We start from the raw sequence: 20,436 nt of genomic DNA on the forward strand, positions 1-20,436 counted from the left end.
ATGTCCATATGTGGCTTGGAACTTCGGAAGGCTTTGTTACTGAAGGACCTGTTGGTGGCGTTGTTGGCGGTGTTGTAGGTGGCGTAGTTCCGCTGCCGCCTTTCTTCCATAAAGCAGGAACATTGGATGGTTCCCAGCCTACAAGGGAAGTATGTGCCTGAAGACAGGTATAAGTACTTCCACTATATGTTACTGTATCATTTACCGCATATGCAGTATTTGGACGTTCACACAATATTTATACCATAACGAACATTGTTCGTAAAGAACAATGTTCGTTATGTGTTAGAACACCTACATGTTCTAACTTTAGAACTCTCATCTTTTTCGCGCCTCCAAAAGGCGGAATTTAGGAGAAGAGGATATCTTGTTGTCGTGTGAAAGTATATCGCAACGCTCCACTACCCGCCGGATATATATCGCTAGCTCCAGAAGTTTGGGCTTACCGGACGCGCTGGGGTTATGGCGGCAGCCGCAGGACCGATCGATGAGGATCGGACGGATTGACGCGGCATCAATGCGTCAAAGTCAAGAGGCCGCTGAAGAGCTTTCGTAAGCTTTTTTCTGTTGCGGACGGAACCACGAGGCAGCAAGAGCGAGTAGAGAAGTCCCTATTAGTGCGATGATGACCCAGCGGTAACCGTGAATGACGAAAGCAAAATCAACGGCAGAAATCACATTGTTCTTTCCGGAATACAGCACGTTCTTCAGGTGGGCTGGCAGCGCTGCGCCGACGATGGTTAAAGAAAGAGCCGTACTCAGCACTTGACCCAAGTTATATAGCATGGACCGCAGTCCATTCGCCACCCCGCGGCTTTGCTCCGGAACGCTTGACATGATCTCCGTCGTATTGGGGGTAAGGAATAAACCGGTCCCGACCCCGATTAACAACATGCCGCAAGCGGTGACCCCGTAAGAGAAATTTCCACCGACCACGAATAGGAGTAGTAGTAGTCCTGCTATAGAAATAAGAATTCCAAGTGAGGCCAGAACTCGAATGGCCGCCTTCTTAGTCAACATGCCAGCAATCGGAGAAATGACCAACATCCCTATCGTAATTGGAAGGATCCTTAGACCGGCATTAAGCGCGTTTTGGTGGAAGGCAAATTGGTAATAGAGAGCGAAGAGCAGAGCAACCGCCGTACGGGCAAAAGAATTAAAGAATGTAGCGATGTTCCCCATACTGAACGTCCAGCTTTCAAAAAGGCTTAAATCTAGTAGAGGTGATGCTGAACGATGCTCATGCCATAAAAATATAGTAGTAAATATGGCGAATATCGCAAAACCTCCGATCACCTGCTTGTCTCCCCAGCCCAGTTCTCCCCCCTTGGATAAAGCAATGATTAGACCCGCTAAAGCGACAAAGATCATGATGCCTCCATATCCGTCCACTTTTTTATGGAGCTGCGCTAGGGGCTTCACCCTTAGAATCCAGAGCCCCCAGATGAGAGCAATGATCCCGAAGGGAACATTAGACCAGAACACCCACCTCCAGCCTCAGGCGGTCGTGACCACGCCGCCGACGACCGGGCCAAGCACCTGCGCGACGGAAGCGGACAATAAATTCAGACCGAGACCGGTGCCCAGCTGCGATTGGGGAAACGCATCGGTAATCAGCGGTGTTGTGTTCGTCACTACGAGCGCTCCTCCGGCAGCCTGTACGATCCGAAGAAGGATTAGTACCTCTACATTAAAAGCATAACCGAGTAGTAAACTGGATACGGTAAAGATGGCCATTCCTATTAAATACATTCGGCTTCTTCCGAAAATATCCGAAATTTGTCCGAAGATTAAAATCAGGATAGTGTTTACCAGCATATAGGAAAGTAAAATCCAGCTGGAAGCTGCCGCATTCGCATGAAATTGCTGGCTTAATTCCGGCAATGCGACATTAAGCGTTCCGATATTGACCAGAACCAGGAACGCTCCGAGACTGGTTACAGATAAGACATACCAGGGGTACATCCTATCGGACTTGGGACTTCTCTTTTGGGTCATAGAGACCAACCTCCTGAAATAAAAAAACGACCCCTGGAACCTGATAAATCCAAGGGCACATCTCCTTTGGGTTCAAACTTCAGCAAAGGCAGAAATGATTTCCTGTGTTGTCCGAACACGCCCGATGCGTGGAAAAATAAAATTTTTCACGTGATCGTGCTCGGCTTGAGAAAACCCGGTCATGGCATCGATCGCCAAAATCAGCTGATACCCATTCATAAACGCTTCCCGCGCGGTCGTATCCACGCCAAGCCCGGTAGCGATGCCGCATAAGACGATGGTGTCGATTCCCCGGCGACGCAACTGCAGGTCGAGCTCCGTTCCGTAAAAAGCTCCCCATTGCTTTTTAGTAATGATGTGGTCTGTTTCGGCGACCCGCATTTCCGGGACGATTTGATCCCATCCTTCAGGCAGATTCAGTGGTGGTGCAGGCGAATCCAACTTCGGTCTCGGGATATCCTTCAGATCTTTGCTAGATACCCGGACCAGGGCAACCATTGAGCCTTGCTCACGGAAAGCATCTGCCAAGGCGGCAGCGTTAGATACTACCTGCTCGGCGGAATAAGGGGCGTATTGATTACCAAGCCATTTTTGCAAATCAATGACAACTAACGCTGTTTTTTGCGGATCCAATAATTTTTCCATTCTATATGTTCTCCTCACCCTTTGGATTTGACCTGAAGTTTAAAATATTAAACATTTGGTCATTTGACTTGATGTCTTATATTTTGTACCATGATTCAAAAATAGTCAAGTGGGGAGACATTGTTTATGAGTGTGACAAGGGAAGAGGTTTTAAAATCGGCGACGAGGCTTTTTAAGGAACGGGGTTTTCTTTTAACGACGATACAGGATATTGCCGAGGATTGCGGTATTGCCAAAGGATCCGTCTATAAATTTTTCCCTTCCAAGGAAGACCTATTCAGCGAGGTGTTTGATCAATGCCATAACGACTATTTTGATCAAGTCGATGAGCTGACGCGCCTTCCTGGACTCTCGCCGGAAGAGCAGTTTATACAGCAGATCATTCTTCGATTCCGTTATTTTATAGAATACAAGCATATTCTGGTCGAATTTACGGAGCTCCCTATCCAACAGAATCCCAAGTTCCACCCCCTTAGACACAAGGTTAGAGGGCGGCTCATCCGATGGCATAGTGAGTGTTTGCTGCATGTGTACGGCGAAGAAATCCATCCGTATCTGTGGGATTTGGTTTCCATCTATCGAGCGATTCTGAAGGAGTATCTATTTTGGATTGTTTATGAAGAAAAGTCGTTATCGCTCGAGGAAACGGCAAAGTTTATTTTTGACAAGCTCAACGTGCTCGTTAAGCATATGATGGCTTCCGATCCGAAGCCTCTGCTGAAACAAGCTTCGTTCGAGAGGTATTTAAACTGGGGGCTCGGGAACCGCCAAGGGGAGAAAGAGCAGATCCTTACCGAACTGTTCCGGGAGATGGATTCGGCCCTTAACATTCTTTCGTCCAGCGCCAAGCATCGTTCGGAGCTGAGTGAGCTTTGCCATTTTATCCAGACGGAGGTTAGAAAAGCGGAACCGAATCTCCCGTTGCTGCAAGCTTCGCTCTATTATTTGGAAAGAGAGAAAGAGCTCAAAAGTCTGGTCATCCAGTTGAGGAATATTATTTATTCGGGTATTTAGAACGATTCGAAGTCCAGCACAGATTCAGGGCGACGGTTATGCACTTACTGACACCGACCGTCGCTCTATTGTTTGGCTCATTAGGTGTGGTTAGTTCCAATTATTATTTTCCTAAGATGTAACGGTCAATTCCTTTGCTTTTTGTTATTAAGGAGAAGATTGCTGATATGATAGCTAAAATAACAATCAGTCCGCCAACCCAGGAATTTGTCGTGACAGAATAATGGTTTACGATCAGTCCCCCAACCATTGAACCTGCTGACAATCCTAGAAAAACATCTATTTTTATAAATATTCCTGTATATTTATTGATTTTCCATTTTGTGATACTTGGAATTTACAGGACAATTGACTATCTGTTGTTAATGCATCAAAACTGATGCCGGCAATTTTATATTCAGTTGGCACAACGGTTGAATCATCATCGCACAATGGTGCCATAAACAAAACAGACTCTCCATCTTTTTCAACCAACTTGAAAATTTTAATTTCGTTATAGTGACGTAAAATACAATAAAATTGGTCATTCTCTCTATAATGGTCAATAAAATGAAATGGCTGGAGATTCCCCTCTGGATCTACTATGACTAGCGACTCAACTCTCCTATTCGTCCCAGACATGTATACACCTCTATCAAATTATTTTAGCATTTGTTCCTTAAGTTCTTCTGCTAAACTCCTTGATCCTGGGAGCCCTTTAAGATATTTCAGCGGGCCATTCATCGACCAGTCCACTCTCTTTAATTTTTTTACGGCTTTTTCTATTAAGGCGTAGTCGAACCGCTTATTTTGATTGTGTACTGCCCTATCCAATATTCCAGATCCTGCGATCGACAAAGCATCCAAACAAACGATATGTGTCAGGCGATAGTCCTTGTAATTGCTCCATTCGTTTTCAAATGTTTGTCTAATAGAATTAAAATAACTCAAAGATAAAGATAGTTTTTCTTCTTTGGATAAAGAAGCAATTCGCGGTTCTTTTGTCAGATAATGAAGCGTCTTATATAAGTTTTGGAGCGTGATATGCCTATCTTTATTTCGTTTCCCGATTATACTCCCAATACTAAAAAAGGGGCTACTATTCTGAACCATTAATTCGGTAGCGACCCAACTTAGCTCATCTGAATCTCTGCGCAGAAATCGACTTAAAGACGAACCAATTCCTTTTGCTTTCGTATTGATGACATCAAACAAACGAATTTCTTCGTCTTCGTCTAAGCAATGAAATGCTAGAAATGGCACATTAAGCTCAGAATTGGTTTCTTTAATGTACTTTGTTATCCCACCCAAGCGATGTTGGCCGTCCATTAAAGATGCTTTACCTTTGCAAATTAATCTTCCATACGAAGATCTAAATTTATCATACGCTACAAATTCCCATTGTGAATTGGCATTGAGTAGAACGGGAGTAAATAAAGCATCGTCCCCTTTTGATAAATAAAGCGAAAAATCGTGGCACCGTTTGGGATCTACTGGTCTCTGATATCCTTTCCCAGATGGATCGTTATACGGCTTGACATATGTTAAATTAACAGCAACTGAAGCCGTTACATGACCTAGGTATGCTACCTTACCGCGCATTTTATACTGCAGAACATTTTCGATGACTGACTGTGTCGGTAAAACATTCATATTTTAACTTAGCTCCTTACCACTTAAATTAAATTATACCCTAAATATAGATGTTTTAGTTATTAAAATCAATATTTCAGATGTTATAACAGTATGTTAGTTTTTGGTGTTCTTGCCTAACCTAATATTGGAGGCGAGTAACATGTCTGAACTGAAGACAATTATTGGTTATAAAATCCGCGAAATCAGAAGAGCGAGATCATTGTCACAGGAGCAACTTGGCGAAAAAGTAGATATGTCACAATCCTATATCGGCGAAATCGAGCGTGGAGAAGTGAACGTTTCTTTAGAGACATTGGATAAATTAACGAGGGCTTTGGATGTGACGATGCTGGAGTTACTAAGATTGGAGAATATTCAACTAGACAGCATACGTTCAAATAAAATGACCGTCATTCAACTGCTTCAGGAACTGCTAATTCAAAAAAGCTTAGAGGAAATCAGCATGATTTATCGGATTACAAATGACATTTTTGAAACAACCGGGGGTACAAAGAATAAATAAAAGAAGATGTCATGGTCTTGGAGAATCGCGTGCTGTTTATTGTTGGTGTCTAGGGACAAGCTTACCGCCGGTGTCAGCACACGATCACGCTTTGATCGCTTGCTGTAGCCGGGAACTGAGAATGTAGTCTGCAACTGGCTCTTCATCCCCCATTTAAATAAGCCGCCAAGATACCCAGACGTTACCTTGCTCTACACCAACCTGGTAACAACCTTGTTTCCTTGATCGGCCAGTTACGGATTTACTTGCATTTTTATGGTAAAAATAGAAGGCTCAATTTTGATTTTTGTCCCAGTCCAAGAAAACAACTAATAACAATAAATGAAAAAAGCCGCAAAAGTCGCGGCTATTGTGAAATACACTGTCAATACAAAGTATTACCACGAATCTTATAGAATTCGGCAACAACCAGTGGCTGAAATACAGTTTATAATAGTATAGCTTCTTGCTCTAAACGCTTGCCCGTACACAACATCTCTCGAATTAATCCGTGAAACTAGGAATTATCCGTGTTTTCCAGTAGCTGCTCCAATTTGACTTGATAATCTGCAGTGAAGGTTTCTGCCCAATCCAAATGCTGATGGAAAGTAGTCTTATCCATACGATAGGGTCGTAGTTGTGGAAACACTGATTTTTGCAAATGCCGGAATATTTGGAACCCTCCCCAATCGATGTCGCCCCAAAACTGAACTTCAATCTGAAGACCATTTTTATCAAATTTATCTTGGATTTGCCGAAGAAAAAATCGTTTATCCGGTCCTGGAAAACCTCCAAGATAAACAACAATGATCTTCTTCTCTAACAAATTACCAATTCTCGATAACGATTGGATATATTCATGAAATACAGTTTTATTTCCAATGATAAGAATGCGTTCAGCCCTCAAATCTATCACGCGGCCTGCTTTCATTAATTGCGAGTGAACCGTCACACCAAAGAATAGTCGCTCCGGGAGAGATTCACCCATTTGTAATTCAATTCCGTACAAGGCTTGAAGTAACAATTTAGTTTGGACATAATCTTTACTTCAACTGAGATAAATTTGTCAATACTGACTACTAGATCAAAGTTGGAGGAATAAGCACATGGTGACCTGAAGCGGATTATTGTCAAAACAAGAATTACGTCAATTCGTAAAAGAGCATAATTTTCAATCGGCAGAAGATATTCAATGGACATTAAAGGAATTATTTGCAGATGTACTTCAAGAAGCATTAGAAGCCGAACTGGATACGCATCCCGGTTATGAGAAACATGATGTAAAAACAAACAAACGAGAAACAGCCGCGACGGCTACAACAGTAAGAAAACCGTAACCTCCGAATACGGTGATGTAGAATTTGAACCTGTAGTCGTGAAGAAAAATCAAACGAATGTGACCGGCATTGAGGAGCACATATGTATGCGAAGGGTATCAGTACACGGGACATTCAGGATCATTAGAATAAGTCAATATCTCCGAAACGCTGGCTGATTAATTCTCGGTACTGTCCGTTCTCTATGCGTAATTCGTCCAAAGCATCTTTATACGTACTTATAAGCTGTGTTAAATGAGTAACCTTGGCTTGCAATTCCCGGTGCTCCTGGGCTACAATCTCAGGACTTGTAATCGTTGGTTCTCCTTCAGAGGCCGAGTCTAGGATTAATTGTATTTCCTCATTCAATTTGGTGAACCATTTTTCCAAATATTCCTTATAGGAACCCGTCCACAACATTCGCGAGCTTTTCAATCTGATTCGCGGGCGTTTTGCAATCATATCGTACACATCTGATTTTGAAAGACGCGATAATCGCCCCTTTTTGACATCATTTAAAAGCTTTCTTTTTACTTGTGCACATTCCCATGCCAAGTCGCTGCTACTGAAAGAAACCGGACGAGCCAATTTACTTTACCTCCCCACTTAAAATATAACAAAGCACTTCTGCATTAGTTGGATTAGGCTTCTCTTTAGACTGTTCACGAAAGTATGCCTTTGCTTTCTTAAAGAGCAATGAATGCAGTTTTTTCGCCTCATTTGGCGGCATTTTAAATTTATTTACCCAGAGACTTCTTTCTGTTTTGTTCAACCGTTCCTTTATATCCTCAGCCTTCTGAAAAACCATTTTTCGTTGTCCTGTGGACTTGAAATTTTTCTCTGCATCGAGACAATAGTAATAATGCAACATTTCACGAAATATGTCGGCCTTGTGCGCATCTTCTGTACCCTCATCAGGACTATAATCATCACATGCTCTACAATGCCCGGGTGTATGACCACAGTTTAGCAAGACATGTGCATTACAATTATGCGTATAACCACCTACGTTAACCTCGTGTAACTCATCTTCCAAATCAATAACTTTACCTTGGAAACGTGGTGATTCCTCTATAATTTTCTGGGTTAATTTATATGCTTCATCTAGCTTTTGAGGCGTGACCTCAAACTTAGATGAAATTTCGGTTATCTCATCAATGGCTACATATTCAGTAGACGAAATTCCAGCCCCTTCTGTCTTATCAGCATCCTCCCCTTCCGGTTTCTTTCTCCAAACGCCTTTTTGAAGTAGATGACCAAACTTTGCAACTTCTTCTGCAGGCATTGTTTCCGTATAAGGCTTTTTTGAGGAAGGATGACTATGTCCGGCCTGCCTCTCTAGTAGCTCATCATTGTCTCCTAAGATACGCCGATAAGTAAGATGGAGCGCTCTTAGATTATGGGGTGTGAAATATGGCTTCCTAAGTTCAGGCCATAACTTCGATTGAATGCGAGTTAAAAAATTATACAGTCCGCTAGTTCGTATAGGGCCATCATTATGTTTTGAAGCCAGTAAACGAAGTTCCGTAAGGCCATCCCCACCCCACTCTCTTGGAAAAAATATAGGTTCTGATGGGGCAAAATGAATCAATTCGTTAAACCATCTTGCAGCATCGCTCTTCACTAGAGCGTGATGAACCCATTCATAGCCGTTTCGATCGGGTTGATTGCGAATGGTCTTGGTTTTGTGAAAACGAATCCAGGAATTATCCTGCGAATCTATAAATAAAGCATTCTGAAGCAAATTAACTATTTCATGAGGCCTTGCTGCAGTTGATAACATCAACAGGCAAGCCCGCCTATGACGAAAGTCCATCAGAATGTTCTCGTTAATTAAAGGAGTTTGATCGTTCATTAAGGTCTGCACAAGAATATAAGCTTTGGACATACTAAATACTCGTCCATGATCTTTTGACATAACACGTCTAGGTCTTGGCATAATCCGTTCTATGTTGTATGAAGCATTTGTAGTTCTTATAAGCCACCTAAGCCAATGTCGAAGCGCCACTCGGAAAAACGTCTTATCTTCTTGTCCCTTCATCTGGCCAAAAATCTCTGTGTATACTTCTGATATTGAATTCTCGCTTATGTCAGTAAGACCTTTTGATCGACATTTGATTGCAAAATACCGGATGTACTTGACTATCGCTTTCCAATAATTTATGCTGATAGTTTTTTTACCGTATCTGAAAAGTAAATTTCCTTCATCGTCGTAATAATCATCAGTTATTGAATCATTCACACGTTGCCTCAAGTAAGAAAATGCAAAGGTATAGAGACTCTCCTCAAACGGCGTTTGGGTTGGATATATTCCCGCGGCTATCCAGAGACTTCTTTCCGCTTCATCGCAAGGTATGACCGGTTTATTTTCAATCAAGGAATCTGTTTCTTTAGCTAACATCTTACCTAGGAGGGTTAAACTACTTCTATGATATTTAGCGATCTTACTTGCTTTTGCTAATACAGAGGAAGTAATAATATGATTACCCTCTAACCCTTCCTTAAGGGCGTAACCTGCGAACCATAAGCAAACTACAGTTCGAAGCAAAGGAATCCTTTTCTTTGCCTTTTGTAGTTGTTTTTCGCTATCCATCGGATACAATACCGGATAGTATTTATCGTAAAGCGCATCAAAGTACTCAAAATTCGGTAACTCGGGAAAAGGAAATTTATTGAATTCGGTCTTGGTTGGAAATACGATCTCTAAAGGCAAACTGATCCGTTGTAAAAAGGCAAGCAGTAATACGTAATCTCTTTGGGTGCCGGGTAACTTGAAAAATATTGTGGGTTGTACCAAATCCGTTAAGGAGCTTGATAAAATAGGTTCAACCCGTCCCCAAGTCTCTGCCGATCTGTATTGTTCATACTCCGATCTTGTCAGATGCTCTCTACTCTCGAATTGTCCCTTTCGCCTTACAGTAATGGGTCCAAATCTCAGGGATTGCCAAGCTAATATTTGCGACACGATTTCACCTCTTTCCAATCTAAGCTCAGACTAGTCGACTGATAACCTCTATTTGAATCTGTTCGTCACTATAGCCGAAATGCCGAATCATGTCCCCAAGCAACGCTATTTGCGTAGCTAATCCGGCCGCCTTGGCGTTTTTGGTTGTAAAATCCCGACTGCCTCGCATCATGTTCCACATGTCCTTGGTTAATCTGGCCAAAGTATGAAATGCCTGTGCTGCTTCACTTTTTCGTATGGCGAAATGATGACAGGAAAAACACTTTGCCTCAAAAAGGCAAGCCCCCTGTATTAAACATCTTCCTACACCTGTAGGAGCTGGAAGCCCGAATTTTGCAAAGAATTCATCTAAAGATAGCTCTTCAGATCCCAAAGCTTTTATCAATTCGTCAGGCTCAGTTTGTTCGCTGGCAAGTGCTTCGAAGATTCGCCAAATAAACCGTCCCGCAATCTCACCATCCTGATATTTCTTAATAGTAGCAAATAACAATGCTTGACGGGAGAGATTACTTCGTAAGTATCGATTCAGCATGGTTTGATTTTCATGACCTGCAGCAAGTCGTGCTAACTCACTGTTCCCGGTTTCGATTGCAATGTGAGTTATGAGATAGTGTCTGTAACCATGAGCCTTCCCTTTTTTATCTCCATGTCCAATAAATTCTGCTATCTTGTCAAAAAACCTATATATTTGTCTTTCATTCAAAATCCAGGGATATTTCTCCAATTGAAAAAGATGCACATACGATGCATCCGCTCTTTCGTTCCGTATCGGTCGGAAGGCTTTATCGCTCGATCTTTTCTGTAAAAATTCGACCGCTCTAAGACCTGCAGAATCAATTATAGGAAATTGGCCGTTACGATGTTTAGCTTTCTCAATACCTGAATATGGGCTGTATAATCCTACCGCTGATGGAGCATTAGGCAATGGCAGCATACATTCTTCAGCCTGAAGATTGAGCAGATACGTTTTACGCACCGGTGATGAGGCAATAATTAACCAAAAAGCGCGACATAAAACTTCAACATCATCTTCGGGATGATAATTTTCAATTGCTTCCTTCATGAGCATCGGGAAGTTTGGGTCATCAAAAGCGAGGCCATCACCGGAATATGTTTCTTCTTGGGCCTCACGATGAATTCCAGAATATAAATCACTGGGCCAGTCAACGTATGTTGGAAAAAATGTATGAGAACCTTTCCCCCAATCAAAGAATAACTTTATGTGTAGAAGATTGTTCCCGGTATACTTAGCTGAAAACTCCTCTCCATCGTTATTCTTTGAAATGTAATCAAACAAATCGAGAAAATCTTCATACTCGAGAGATGAAGCATCCGACTCCCCGTGCTGGTCAAGCCATTTGGAAAATTTATGCAAAGCACTGCCCGCTTTACGAATATAATAGTCTAGCGAATTACTTCGTTTTAAATGCTCGCGAAACTCACGTGCGATATCCCCCCACTTTGGATGCTCACAGCAATCGTCAAACAGTATTCTTTGCCTACGTCTTCCTGGTTCATCCGAATATCCAAGCTCAAAAAGAATGTCCTTTAAACACTTGGCGTTATAACGTTTGTCGTTCGGACGCATTACATCCGCTAACGCTATATCTTCTTCCGTGAAATCGCCCAGCGGTTTCATAACACCTAGAAGGTGTATAGATAGTTTGTTGAACAAACCTATACGGTTTGAGTCTTTTTTGCGGATGTGTTCTGCTTCTGAATTTTTGAGGAGGCCCATTTTGACGGGGAAATCCGACAGATTAACACGACCTCTGGTTGACAGGTAACAAACCAAGTCGTTTCGACGATATTGTGCTACTACATCATTTCCCTTGCAAAAACCTGTATGCCAAGCCCAGAAAATGACATACCATAGGTCTCGACTGTCGCGATGCCGAAAGGTTGGTCTCTCTTCAGGCGGTACAGCTAACCAGTTATCCGGGGCCGGAAATGTAGTAAATAATTGAAGGACGGGATTTTTTATAGAAGAAAATACTTGATTCACATGATTCAAACGCAGCGTGTTTTTTAAAAATTTGCGAAATTCCGATAATGGAGTCCATTCTAGTGTCATTCCGAGTCCTCCTCATGCGCGTGGATTCCCTCTGAGATCTCCGCCTGTCGCATAAATACCCTCCCTAAATGATCTACTTTACCTTTTTCTGTGTCATTATTTGACTCAGGTATCCAATGAATATATGTATCGCGCGTAATCACAACAGAAGAATGCCCCAACCACTTGCTGATCTCTTCGATTGATCTGCGATATCTTAGGAGAAGTGATGTCGCGAATAAGTGTCGGAAGGTGTGTGGATAGTAGGAACGTAGGTCTACGCTTCCCCCAGTTCGTTGAAATAAGTCATCAGCCAAATTATTATACTTACTGTAAACGCCTTTCTTACTTAATGGCTTCCCTTTTGAATTGTTTGACTCTGATACAAATAGATAGCCATGATCTTCACTTGTGTAATAAGACAAAAGTTCCCGCCGCTGAAGAAGTGCCCAATACAGAAGATCAGTGAACTCCTCTTGTGTTGGAAATCGGATATTTTTCCTGCTAAATGGATCAATTGTTTTGTGAGTTATCAACGCCACGTCCCTGCAGGAAGCCTTCGTTTTCCATCCCGTATCAATGACCCAATTCCCCCGCAACCCGCGTTCTTTTACAAACTGCAAGTTCCCGGAAAGAGACTCGGTTAATTCCTCTCTTGCTGTATGATACACGTTTAAGTTGGAAGGAATTGTTGACGGCTCAATTCGAATCTCAGCTGCTTCACCAGGGCGTAATCCAAAGTAACGCAATATCGCAAAGAGAAGAAGATCCAAAGCATTTTCATACGGATCGATCAATTCAAAGAACATGTCTGCTTCGGTCTCACTAAAGACCTTGTCGTGGTTAATGGGAGAGGCTTGCCTGCTCTTCCCTCCTCCAGGTCCTGCAGTACCGGAATCTCGAGCAATATTTTCCACATCAAACACTATCCGCACCCTACTACCCGCAGTACCCGCTATTAATGAATGATTATCTCTTATTTCTTTTCTCGGAACCTGCTCTAATGGCAGGTATTTAAATCTTGTTGTTCTATCACGCAAGAACTTCAGATATGCACATGCAGTATAGATGATCGGAGCAAGTGCACCAGACGGGTACTCACACCAGTTGGTTTTCTTTAAATCGTTATGACTGCTTCGAATTACGGTTGATAGCTTCCCTTCTGCCATTGCATGTTTGTTAAGGGGGATATTCTTTAACATAGACCAATGAATCCCGTGAGTCGCCACCTTTAAATCTTCAAATGGCTTGTAACCTTTTGGAATACATCGAAGGTAATCCGCAAATCCCAGTAATATTACTTCAATAGGATACGGTCCACCTGCTTTTACTTCGATATTATGGATATGTTCAAAATCTTCCTCTAGCCTCCAGAACATCATGTAATCCAAGAACTTTTTCAGATTCTGGGCATGCCCTGTAACCGTATTCATTTTTAGCTTTTCCGTTAATAATAGATTCATTAAAAATGTTGTAGCTTCATGATGAGTACTATGATTTGGTTTAACAATAGCGATCACTTGGGTACCTTCTACTTGATGTATGTAATGTAAACCATCAATGTTAAGGGATTTGTAGTATCGGGCATACCCAACCAATCGCATTGTTTCCCCCATTAGCTGTGCTATGCTCAGAAGCTCTTTATACACACACTCCCCCCCTCTCCCAAGCATTTTTATTCATTCCTCTGTATAAGTTGAGTATAGAGGGACCACCCCCACCTCAATTATGTTTCCATAATTTTCTTTAATTCTACACAATACGTTGCATTCTGACAACAATAATTCACCCCCTATCCATAGATAAGATAAGGGGTTTCGAGATTTACATTATTTACTTCCCATTTACTGCCCTTCCCGCCCGGCATCACATGCATTGACAATGGCATTGCAGCGTTTGGCCAGCTCACCAATCATTTTCAGCTGATCCTTTGTTTTGGGATTCGGTACAATTTTGAACTGCTCAGGGATAATGGGCAGATCCTGAATATTCCATCGTTTGTACTTGGCATCGTATGCATCCGGCTCAGCCAGACCCAGCAAATGACCAATTGCCCAGGTTACAATGTATTTCTCCCCTTCCAAATAGGTGCGGTTATTTTTAGCACGCGGCTCCATAACAGCTGCAATCGTCCGCCCCATATCCGGTTTTTCAGCAATAATCAACGTCTTCATTCATATTCCATTCCTTCCTGACGGCCTTCTGTTTTCCTTCTACGAATCATACATATACATGAGATGTACAGGAAACACAGGTAGCATGGCCTCATGCAAAAGGAGCTTTCTCCCGACGAAAGCTCCTTTGTAAATTAATTCAGTCTAACGCTTCAACAATATACGTGTATTATAGCATAGATACCACGGTTCTCTCAGGTTATGATTTTATACAGCTTGAAATACAATAAAGCCCTATCCGAAGATGGAGCTTTGACTGATTCGTAACATAAAATTTATACTTACACCAAAACGGTAGCGCCCATGAGGTATTTATCAACCTCTCGTGCAGCTTCTCGGCCGCGACGCATATCACCTGCAGCAAAAACCTTTCCACATTGGTAACATATTTTCCATAACGTGCTTTAACGTTAGAGCGACGATCCGTCTCCAAACCAATTTGCTCTACAATCGTTTGCTCAGGACCATCAAATCCAATAGCAATAAGAGCAATTTGTGCAGGGAATACACGCTCTGTACCCGGAATCGGTTGATAGATTTTGCGGCCCGTTTCATCAACAATCCGTTGAATTTGAATGGTGTGCAGCTCTTTCAGATTACCGTTCTCATCACCTACAAATTTGGTCGTCATGATGGAGAACTCACGCGGATCTTCTCCGAACAACGCCTTCGCTTCTTCCTGTGCATAATCGAGAGAATACACATGTGGAAATTGCGGCCAAGGAAGATAAGTTAAAGAGTTGAGGAAGTTGAAATTCTTTTCGTTCGGTCTCAATTTCCTTTACCTTTGCAAGTTTATTTTCACAATTATTTTTGACATTTTCCACTTCATCCCGACTGGAAAATCGTGATTATTTTCTTGAATCGGTTTGGTGGTAAAAACGAGTCTACAGGAAAGGTTCTTTTTTTCTACCATTTTATGGATAGTAAACAGGCCTGTATACGTACATAATTACCCCTGATGATTCTGATTATCCTCGCAGATCTTGTTGTAGGTCATTACTCTAGCGGGCATGTTCATTCAGAAAAATGTAAAAATATCCAGAAATTCCGGCACCTTATTCAAATTGCATCGTATAGAACGGTAACTTACCAAAAGTTGAATGGGGGAGAAATGTATGAAAGCGATTGTATACGACCGATACGGACCGCTGGATGTGCTGCAGCTGCGGGAGGTCACCAAACCGTTACCGAAAGATGGTGGTGTTGATCAAGATCTATGCTACTGCCGCATTCGCAAGGCAGATCCTTTCCTGTCGCGTTTATTCAACGGTTTATGGAGACCGAAGCGAATCAAGATTCTCGGTTTCGAAAGGCGGGTGTGGTCGAATCGACGGGCAGCGATGTTACCCGGTTCAAGCCAGGGGAATCGGCTTCGGTGCGTATGCTGAATACAAATGCCTGCCCGAAGACGGCGGAATCGCGCTCAAGCCTGCGAACATGACATTCGAAGAAGCGGCCGTGGTTCCGGTCGGAGCCTATACCGCCTTGCAATTTCTCCGGAAGGGTAACATCCAACGTGGAAGCCGTGCCCTCATATACGGATCTTCCGCAGCATGGGGACATATGCTGTTCAGCTCTCCAATCATTTTAGCGCGGAAGTAACCGGAGTATGCAGCACGTCTAATGTGGAGTTAGTGAAATCTCTGGGGGCCGACCGGGTCATAGATTATACGAAGGAAAAGTTCGCAGATGACGTTCGGGAAGAGTTCTTTCCAGGCCTACGTCAAACGTATGGCACCGAACAGCTTCTACCTGCGAGCGGTACATATTAGCCCGCTGCCGGTTGTTCGCGGGTTATGGGTCAACTTAACAAGCGGCAAGAAAGTAATCGGCGGAGCATCGAAGGAAAATGCGGAAGATTTGACGTAATTGAAGGAGCTGATCGAGGAAGGCAAGCTGCGTTCGGTCATTGACCAGCGTTACCCGCTGGAGCAAGCGGCGGGAGATGACCTCGGTTATGCTGTTGTTAGTTTTTCTTCATCCGACAGTCGTCGGGAAGCAAGTCTGACCAGGGCAGGAAGGATTTAATCGCTTCGGCATCAAGCGAACCGGAAATCTGCGGCAACGTCCGAGACCGTTGCTGCTTCAGCCACATAACGTATGCCTTCAGCACCGGAACACTCTGCTTTTGCCGCTCGGCACAGCGTTCTTCGGACGAAGCCTCCACCAGTTTGCGCTCGATCGTGCACGACTGGTTGCACCCCTGCCCGGCGCCGCTGTCGACGATCGGCGTGTGAGTTCGTTGCACTCACAGTGACAGTAGGCATAGACCCGCCGCACGTGACGAACTACCTTGACCTGTGATGGCACGATGGAGATTTCGCTGCGCGACTCGGTGATTCTCATGTAGCGATCCACCGCAGCATGTGCATGTTTACTCGCCTCCCTTGAGGATATAGACAATCGTCTCCACAGGCGGGTCCGAGAGGTCTTCTTTGCGCTCGCGGGCCCTCGTATGCCGTTCATAGGTCACTTTCTCCATTGCGGCTCTTCGGCCCGGCGGCGTCGCCAGCACCTCGACTTCGTTGATCCAAATTCAACTCGAACCGATCCATATGCGCTCTTTCGCCGGATGCGCCAAAGCGCTTTTGCTGCGCCAGTTGAAACTGCTCCTCCTACCATTTGAGCTTGATGGACAGTTCGGCAACTTGCTGTTCCAGTCTTTTATTTTATTGCTCCAGTTGTTCAGGATCATTTAGGAAGGAATGAGTTCAACTTAGTTTATTAAGCAAGAGAATCAGTTGGTCTTGCTCTTTGTCAGATAATCTTGCTTGTATGCGTTTTGATAGTGTTTGCACATATACAGGCAAAACATCCTCAAACAACTTCTCACTTGCATCCGTCATCTGTACGAGAATCCGTCTGCGGTTAGAACTATCTACCTTGCGACTCACGAGGCAATTACTTTCTAACGTATTCAGTAAACCACTTATATTGGCTCTAGTTAAGGATAAAGCATCGCTAAGCTCAGAGGGCTGAGCAGTCTTTCCAAGACGCTTGAGCGATACAAGCAGGTACAACTTTCCAAGAGTTAAATTAAAGAACTGCAGCTGCTCCTCAACTTCTTTAACTATTAAATGGTTTGTTTTATACATTGTGGAGAACAATCTCATGGCTCGTTCCGGACTTACAAATTGATCGCTCTCTTGCAATATCATTCACTTCCCCTACCCGTTTTTCTCATATCGTTTGTCTTCGAGCAGTTGCCGCAGATTTCCGGTTCGCTTGATGCCGAAGCGATTAAATCCTTCCTGCCCTGGTCAGACTCGCCTCCCGCCGACTGTCAGATGAAGAAAAATAAACTACAGCATAACCGAGGTCATCTCCCGCTGCTAGGCGGGGGCCATTTGACGCTCACGTTTAGAATAAGAGTCAGTCAAGGTGTCGAAGTATGGCTTCACCTTGACTGACTCTTTAGTTCGGGATTTCAGTTTATCTCTGATCTCTTTGCATATTCCTTTAACGGAACCGTATTCTCCGATGTTTTGTTGTCAAATATTTCATATAATTAATCAGAAAAAACCAACTTCCCCAAGCTAACAACATGAGTGGTATTCCCACTAGCAAGGAGACGGGGAAACTAAGCAGTCTAGGAACTTCCATGCCAAACCAAGACATATTCGCCCAATTTGCGCCAAAAGTACGTGCTAAACCTCCGAAAACAACTAGCAGAGAACCAACTGCAAATCCGATGCTTAACGTAGTAAAAATAGGAATGACAAACATGCTTATGAAGCTTGCAGAAAAATAGAATCCTATCTTCCCCAATATTGCCAACGGGTTTGATGAATTCCGTTTTAGGTAGCCCCCCCAAATAAAAGAGCTAGCTAAATCGGAAGGCTTTCCTAAATTTTTAAAAATAACCTGTTCTTCGTACCCTTTACGTAAACCTTCCTCAATATGGCTTCGGATTTCGTTAACAGAGTCCTCTCGTTCATCTCTTGGTAGTTTATGCAGATAATCATTTAGCTCTCTTAAATATTTTTCTGCTGTAGAACTAAGTTTTTTATCCATTTTTTCCCCCCCTATAATTACCGCTTTTAATATCATTGATGGCTGATACGATTGATTCCCACTCATTTGTCATTTCATTCATTAATTTTACTCCATACGGGGTAATCCTATAGTACTTTCTAGGCGGGCCTGAATTAGACTGCTGCCAATAAGACTCAATATAATTTTCTTTTTGCAATCTTCTTAAGAGTGGATATATCGTTCCGTCTGTAATAGTGAGAGATCCCCATTGTTGAAAAATATGCAAGATGTCGTATCCATACCTTGTTTTTTGTTCAATTAAGTGAAGAATACATAGCTCGAGAATTCCTCTCCTTATCTGAGAAGTCCACTCCATCACTCCGTGTTCACCTCTTTTCGATATTGTAAACCTGCTGCTTTTTGACAGTCGTTTGCATCCGGGAAATCGTTGGTTCAAACAGACATTACCTAAGCATAGGGCAACGCGAAGCTAAGTATTTAATTGGATTGAATGATAAAATAAACCTTTTTTAACATCTTATCATACACTATTGTGTTATGCAAGGTACCTTCTTCTGCATAATACTTATTCAAGCTTCTGCCCGATGTTTTATCTTATGCCGTTTCGATAAGCTTGCTTTCCCAAAATATGCCCCACGCTTGGTTGCCGACAAACGTGGGGGGGAATATCAGTTAACCGCTAAACAACATGATTAGAACTAATTAGCTTGAACATTGCGCTGTTCTGTCGCCTGCTTACTCACATTGTCCACATCGTGATTAGGCACTTCCTGATCGACATAGCGTACTTTAGAAAAGATAAAAAATAAGGTGCAACATACGAAACTCAAGCTTCCCGCTCCGAACAGCAACTGACTTGGATTCAAGAAGTCACTTAATACGCTAACGATGTACAGCCCCACCGGATAAGTAAGCTGAGCCAGTAGCGAAATCAGCGACAATACTCGGCCTTGCAACTCCGGGGGGGGTTTTACTAAGATAGATAGCTTGAGCAGTTGCATTGTAAAGAGGCCCGGCAAGACCAGTGAAGAATAACGACACAGCGGCAATCCAGATGTTGCTCACCGACACGCAAGCTTCAAAAGCACTTGCTAGCAGCAAAGCGACGACAACATTCCAAATTCGTTCTTTAAAACCTCCCCAACTGGCAATCAACAGACCGCCTGAAATGGAACCTAAAAAAAGTACGGCTTGCATAGTCCCGCTAATCTGCGCATCAAGCAGATTACCAGATGATCTCCCTACTATCTCAAACATACGTAATAGAACAGACGCATCCGGATTATATTGCCATACAGTTGACGACATGGGAATCAGGAGTACAACGAGAAAAGACCCAAACAGGTTGAAAACCGTGCTGGATGCAATTAATGAAACAAGTGTCGGTTTTTGCCAAAGAAACTGCGCACCCGTTTTGATCTCTTTATATACGTTTAGTTTTATTCCACTTCTAGGCGGGCTAGGAATAGCGACTACCAGGGCACCAACAGCTGAAATTAAGAAGGTCGCGGCATTAATCAGCAACAAGGTTGCACTTCCATGAAGGCCCATCAATATCGCACCGATTAAGGGACCACAGATGAAGGCCGTAGCATTTAAAGATTGAGTCAAACCATTGACTCTGGTCATTTTCTCCTTGTCGACCATCATGCCCAGCGTAGCGTTAAGTGTTGGATTGCGGAACGTGGTGCAGCAGGAGTGGAAGAAAGCCGTTACGTAAATATGCCAAAGCTGGAGTTGATCCGAAGCCATCAGTGCCGTCAGCAACAGCAGGATCAATACCAAAATCATGTTAGTGACGACAAAAACTGCTTTTCGGTTCCACCGATCGATTAGAACACCTACAAGGGGGGATAGAACAATCATTGGCAAAAAAAAGGACATGGTTACTTGGGCAATGGCACTTGGACTATCAAACGTTTTCCAAGCCCAGTAAGCTAGTACAAACGTTGTCAAACTACTTCCGATAGCAGACACCATCTCAGTGAACATGAGAAACAGGTAGCCTCTTATTCCAGCAATCAAGATAGAATCCTCCCACACTCATATATTTATATTTGCTCAATTTATAGGACCAGTACTTTCGCAGACTTCAAAAAAAAGGGACGATTTACGACTAGTAACGTAATCGTCCACATGTAGCTTCTTTTATTCTA

The 20,436-nt window shown here is 43.0% G+C and carries 23 protein-coding genes and 4 pseudogenes; 8 read left to right on the plus strand and 19 right to left on the minus strand.

The window, feature by feature from the left end:
* The 3 genes and pseudogenes from LCF57_RS25050 to LCF57_RS25060 form a co-directional block, all read right to left on the minus strand.
* Nucleotides 1–235: carbohydrate-binding protein (locus tag LCF57_RS25050; RefSeq protein WP_413232227.1), on the minus strand; the 235-nt coding region annotated here is incomplete at its 3' end.
* 293 nt (nt 236–528) lie between these two features.
* Nucleotides 529–1,998 (minus strand): annotated as a pseudogene (locus LCF57_RS25055) (MFS transporter).
* A gap of 72 nt (nt 1,999–2,070) precedes the next feature.
* Entirely contained in the window at nt 2,071–2,643 is a 573-nt protein-coding gene (locus LCF57_RS25060) for a hydrolase (RefSeq protein WP_025723565.1), read from the minus strand.
* Between the two features lie 126 nt (nt 2,644–2,769).
* Between LCF57_RS25060 and LCF57_RS25065 the strand changes: the two genes are divergently transcribed.
* Nucleotides 2,770–3,657, plus strand: coding sequence for a TetR/AcrR family transcriptional regulator (locus LCF57_RS25065; RefSeq protein WP_226003093.1), 888 nt, complete (start codon nt 2,770–2,772; stop codon nt 3,655–3,657).
* A 285-nt stretch (nt 3,658–3,942) separates the two neighbouring features.
* Here LCF57_RS25065 and LCF57_RS25070 read toward each other — a convergent pair whose 3' ends face one another.
* On the minus strand, nt 3,943–4,278 hold the full coding sequence (locus tag LCF57_RS25070; protein WP_069012400.1) for a hypothetical protein: 336 nt from the start codon (nt 4,276–4,278) through the stop codon (nt 3,943–3,945).
* An 18-nt stretch (nt 4,279–4,296) separates the two neighbouring features.
* Nucleotides 4,297–5,289 (minus strand): DGQHR domain-containing protein, encoded by a 993-nt coding sequence (locus LCF57_RS25075; RefSeq protein ID WP_226003094.1) that lies wholly within the window; start codon nt 5,287–5,289, stop codon nt 4,297–4,299.
* Nucleotides 5,290–5,431: 142 nt separating this feature from the next.
* On the opposite strand from LCF57_RS25075, the gene LCF57_RS25080 reads away from it, so the two are divergent.
* Complete coding sequence (locus LCF57_RS25080) at nt 5,432–5,794, plus strand: helix-turn-helix domain-containing protein (protein WP_069012401.1); 363 nt, start codon at nt 5,432–5,434, stop codon at nt 5,792–5,794.
* Nucleotides 5,795–6,290: 496 nt separating this feature from the next.
* Here LCF57_RS25080 and LCF57_RS25085 read toward each other — a convergent pair whose 3' ends face one another.
* On the minus strand, nt 6,291–6,782 hold the full coding sequence (locus tag LCF57_RS25085) for a Wadjet anti-phage system protein JetD domain-containing protein (protein ID WP_141695516.1): 492 nt from the start codon (nt 6,780–6,782) through the stop codon (nt 6,291–6,293).
* Nucleotides 6,783–6,900: 118 nt separating this feature from the next.
* Between LCF57_RS25085 and LCF57_RS25090 the strand changes: the two are divergent.
* Nucleotides 6,901–7,234 (plus strand): annotated as a pseudogene (locus LCF57_RS25090) (transposase); the annotation flags it as partial.
* Here LCF57_RS25090 and LCF57_RS25095 read toward each other — a convergent pair.
* The 6 genes and pseudogenes from LCF57_RS25095 to LCF57_RS25120 all read right to left on the minus strand — a co-directional run.
* Nucleotides 7,234–7,677 carry a hypothetical protein gene (locus tag LCF57_RS25095; RefSeq protein ID WP_023988780.1) on the minus strand — a complete coding sequence of 148 codons (444 nt, stop codon included), beginning with the start codon at nt 7,675–7,677 and terminating at the stop codon, nt 7,234–7,236. The pseudogene LCF57_RS25090 and the gene LCF57_RS25095 overlap by 1 nt on opposite strands.
* 1 nt (nt 7,678) lies before the next feature.
* Complete coding sequence (locus LCF57_RS25100) at nt 7,679–10,054, minus strand: site-specific integrase (protein ID WP_226003095.1); 2,376 nt, start codon at nt 10,052–10,054, stop codon at nt 7,679–7,681.
* A 25-nt stretch (nt 10,055–10,079) separates the two neighbouring features.
* Nucleotides 10,080–12,128 (minus strand): hypothetical protein, encoded by a 2,049-nt coding sequence (locus tag LCF57_RS25105; protein WP_226003096.1) that lies wholly within the window; start codon nt 12,126–12,128, stop codon nt 10,080–10,082.
* Nucleotides 12,125–13,756: a tyrosine-type recombinase/integrase gene (locus LCF57_RS28010; protein ID WP_226003097.1), complete on the minus strand. Its 1,632-nt coding sequence runs from the start codon at nt 13,754–13,756 to the stop codon at nt 12,125–12,127. Before LCF57_RS28010 ends, LCF57_RS25105 begins: the two co-directional genes overlap by 4 nt.
* A gap of 198 nt (nt 13,757–13,954) precedes the next feature.
* Nucleotides 13,955–14,281, minus strand: a pseudogene (locus LCF57_RS25115) (toprim domain-containing protein); the annotation flags it as partial.
* Nucleotides 14,282–14,562: 281 nt separating this feature from the next.
* Nucleotides 14,563–15,005, minus strand: a pseudogene (locus LCF57_RS25120) (FAD-dependent oxidoreductase); the annotation flags it as partial.
* A gap of 495 nt (nt 15,006–15,500) precedes the next feature.
* Between LCF57_RS25120 and LCF57_RS25125 the strand changes: the two are divergent.
* Genes LCF57_RS25125 through LCF57_RS25145 form a run of 5 tightly spaced genes read left to right on the plus strand, consistent with a single transcriptional unit; the run spans nt 15,501 to nt 16,312 of the window.
* Nucleotides 15,501–15,725: a hypothetical protein gene (locus LCF57_RS25125; protein WP_226003098.1), complete on the plus strand. Its 225-nt coding sequence runs from the start codon at nt 15,501–15,503 to the stop codon at nt 15,723–15,725.
* On the plus strand, nt 15,722–15,886 hold the full coding sequence (locus tag LCF57_RS25130) for a hypothetical protein (RefSeq protein ID WP_226003191.1): 165 nt from the start codon (nt 15,722–15,724) through the stop codon (nt 15,884–15,886). Before LCF57_RS25125 ends, LCF57_RS25130 begins: the two co-directional genes overlap by 4 nt.
* Nucleotides 15,838–16,056: a zinc-binding dehydrogenase gene (locus tag LCF57_RS25135; RefSeq protein WP_226003099.1), complete on the plus strand. Its 219-nt coding sequence runs from the start codon at nt 15,838–15,840 to the stop codon at nt 16,054–16,056. Before LCF57_RS25130 ends, LCF57_RS25135 begins: the two co-directional genes overlap by 49 nt.
* A complete protein-coding gene (locus tag LCF57_RS25140) occupies nt 16,016–16,153 on the plus strand; it encodes a hypothetical protein (RefSeq protein ID WP_226003192.1) in 138 nt (45 codons plus the stop codon). The genes LCF57_RS25135 and LCF57_RS25140 overlap by 41 nt, the downstream gene beginning before the upstream one ends.
* A complete protein-coding gene (locus LCF57_RS25145; RefSeq protein ID WP_226003193.1) occupies nt 16,154–16,312 on the plus strand; it encodes a hypothetical protein in 159 nt (52 codons plus the stop codon).
* Here LCF57_RS25145 and LCF57_RS25150 read toward each other — a convergent pair.
* The 7 genes from LCF57_RS25150 to LCF57_RS25175 all read right to left on the minus strand — a co-directional run bounded on the left by LCF57_RS25150 (nt 16,251) and on the right by LCF57_RS25175 (nt 20,305).
* On the minus strand, nt 16,251–16,466 hold the full coding sequence (locus LCF57_RS25150; RefSeq protein ID WP_413232230.1) for a hypothetical protein: 216 nt from the start codon (nt 16,464–16,466) through the stop codon (nt 16,251–16,253). The genes LCF57_RS25145 and LCF57_RS25150 overlap by 62 nt on opposite strands.
* Nucleotides 16,391–16,750: an IS66 family transposase zinc-finger binding domain-containing protein gene (locus LCF57_RS28390; protein WP_413232228.1), complete on the minus strand. Its 360-nt coding sequence runs from the start codon at nt 16,748–16,750 to the stop codon at nt 16,391–16,393. Before LCF57_RS28390 ends, LCF57_RS25150 begins: the two co-directional genes overlap by 76 nt.
* A 245-nt stretch (nt 16,751–16,995) precedes the next feature.
* On the minus strand, nt 16,996–17,442 hold the full coding sequence (locus LCF57_RS25155; protein WP_226003101.1) for a MarR family winged helix-turn-helix transcriptional regulator: 447 nt from the start codon (nt 17,440–17,442) through the stop codon (nt 16,996–16,998).
* Between the two features lie 301 nt (nt 17,443–17,743).
* On the minus strand, nt 17,744–18,298 hold the full coding sequence (locus LCF57_RS25160; protein WP_226003102.1) for a DUF1700 domain-containing protein: 555 nt from the start codon (nt 18,296–18,298) through the stop codon (nt 17,744–17,746).
* Nucleotides 18,291–18,635: a PadR family transcriptional regulator gene (locus tag LCF57_RS25165; RefSeq protein WP_226003103.1), complete on the minus strand. Its 345-nt coding sequence runs from the start codon at nt 18,633–18,635 to the stop codon at nt 18,291–18,293. The genes LCF57_RS25160 and LCF57_RS25165 overlap by 8 nt, the downstream gene beginning before the upstream one ends.
* A gap of 343 nt (nt 18,636–18,978) precedes the next feature.
* Nucleotides 18,979–19,146: a hypothetical protein gene (locus LCF57_RS25170; protein ID WP_226003104.1), complete on the minus strand. Its 168-nt coding sequence runs from the start codon at nt 19,144–19,146 to the stop codon at nt 18,979–18,981.
* Between the two features lie 16 nt (nt 19,147–19,162).
* The gene (locus LCF57_RS25175; protein ID WP_226003105.1) at nt 19,163–20,305 is read right to left on the minus strand and encodes an MFS transporter; all 1,143 of its coding nucleotides are present in this window, start codon (nt 20,303–20,305) and stop codon (nt 19,163–19,165) included.
* Nucleotides 20,306–20,436: the final 131 nt, after the last annotated feature.

The organism is Paenibacillus sp. BJ-4, from assembly GCF_020404765.1.
Lineage (GTDB): Bacteria > Bacillota > Bacilli > Paenibacillales > Paenibacillaceae > Paenibacillus.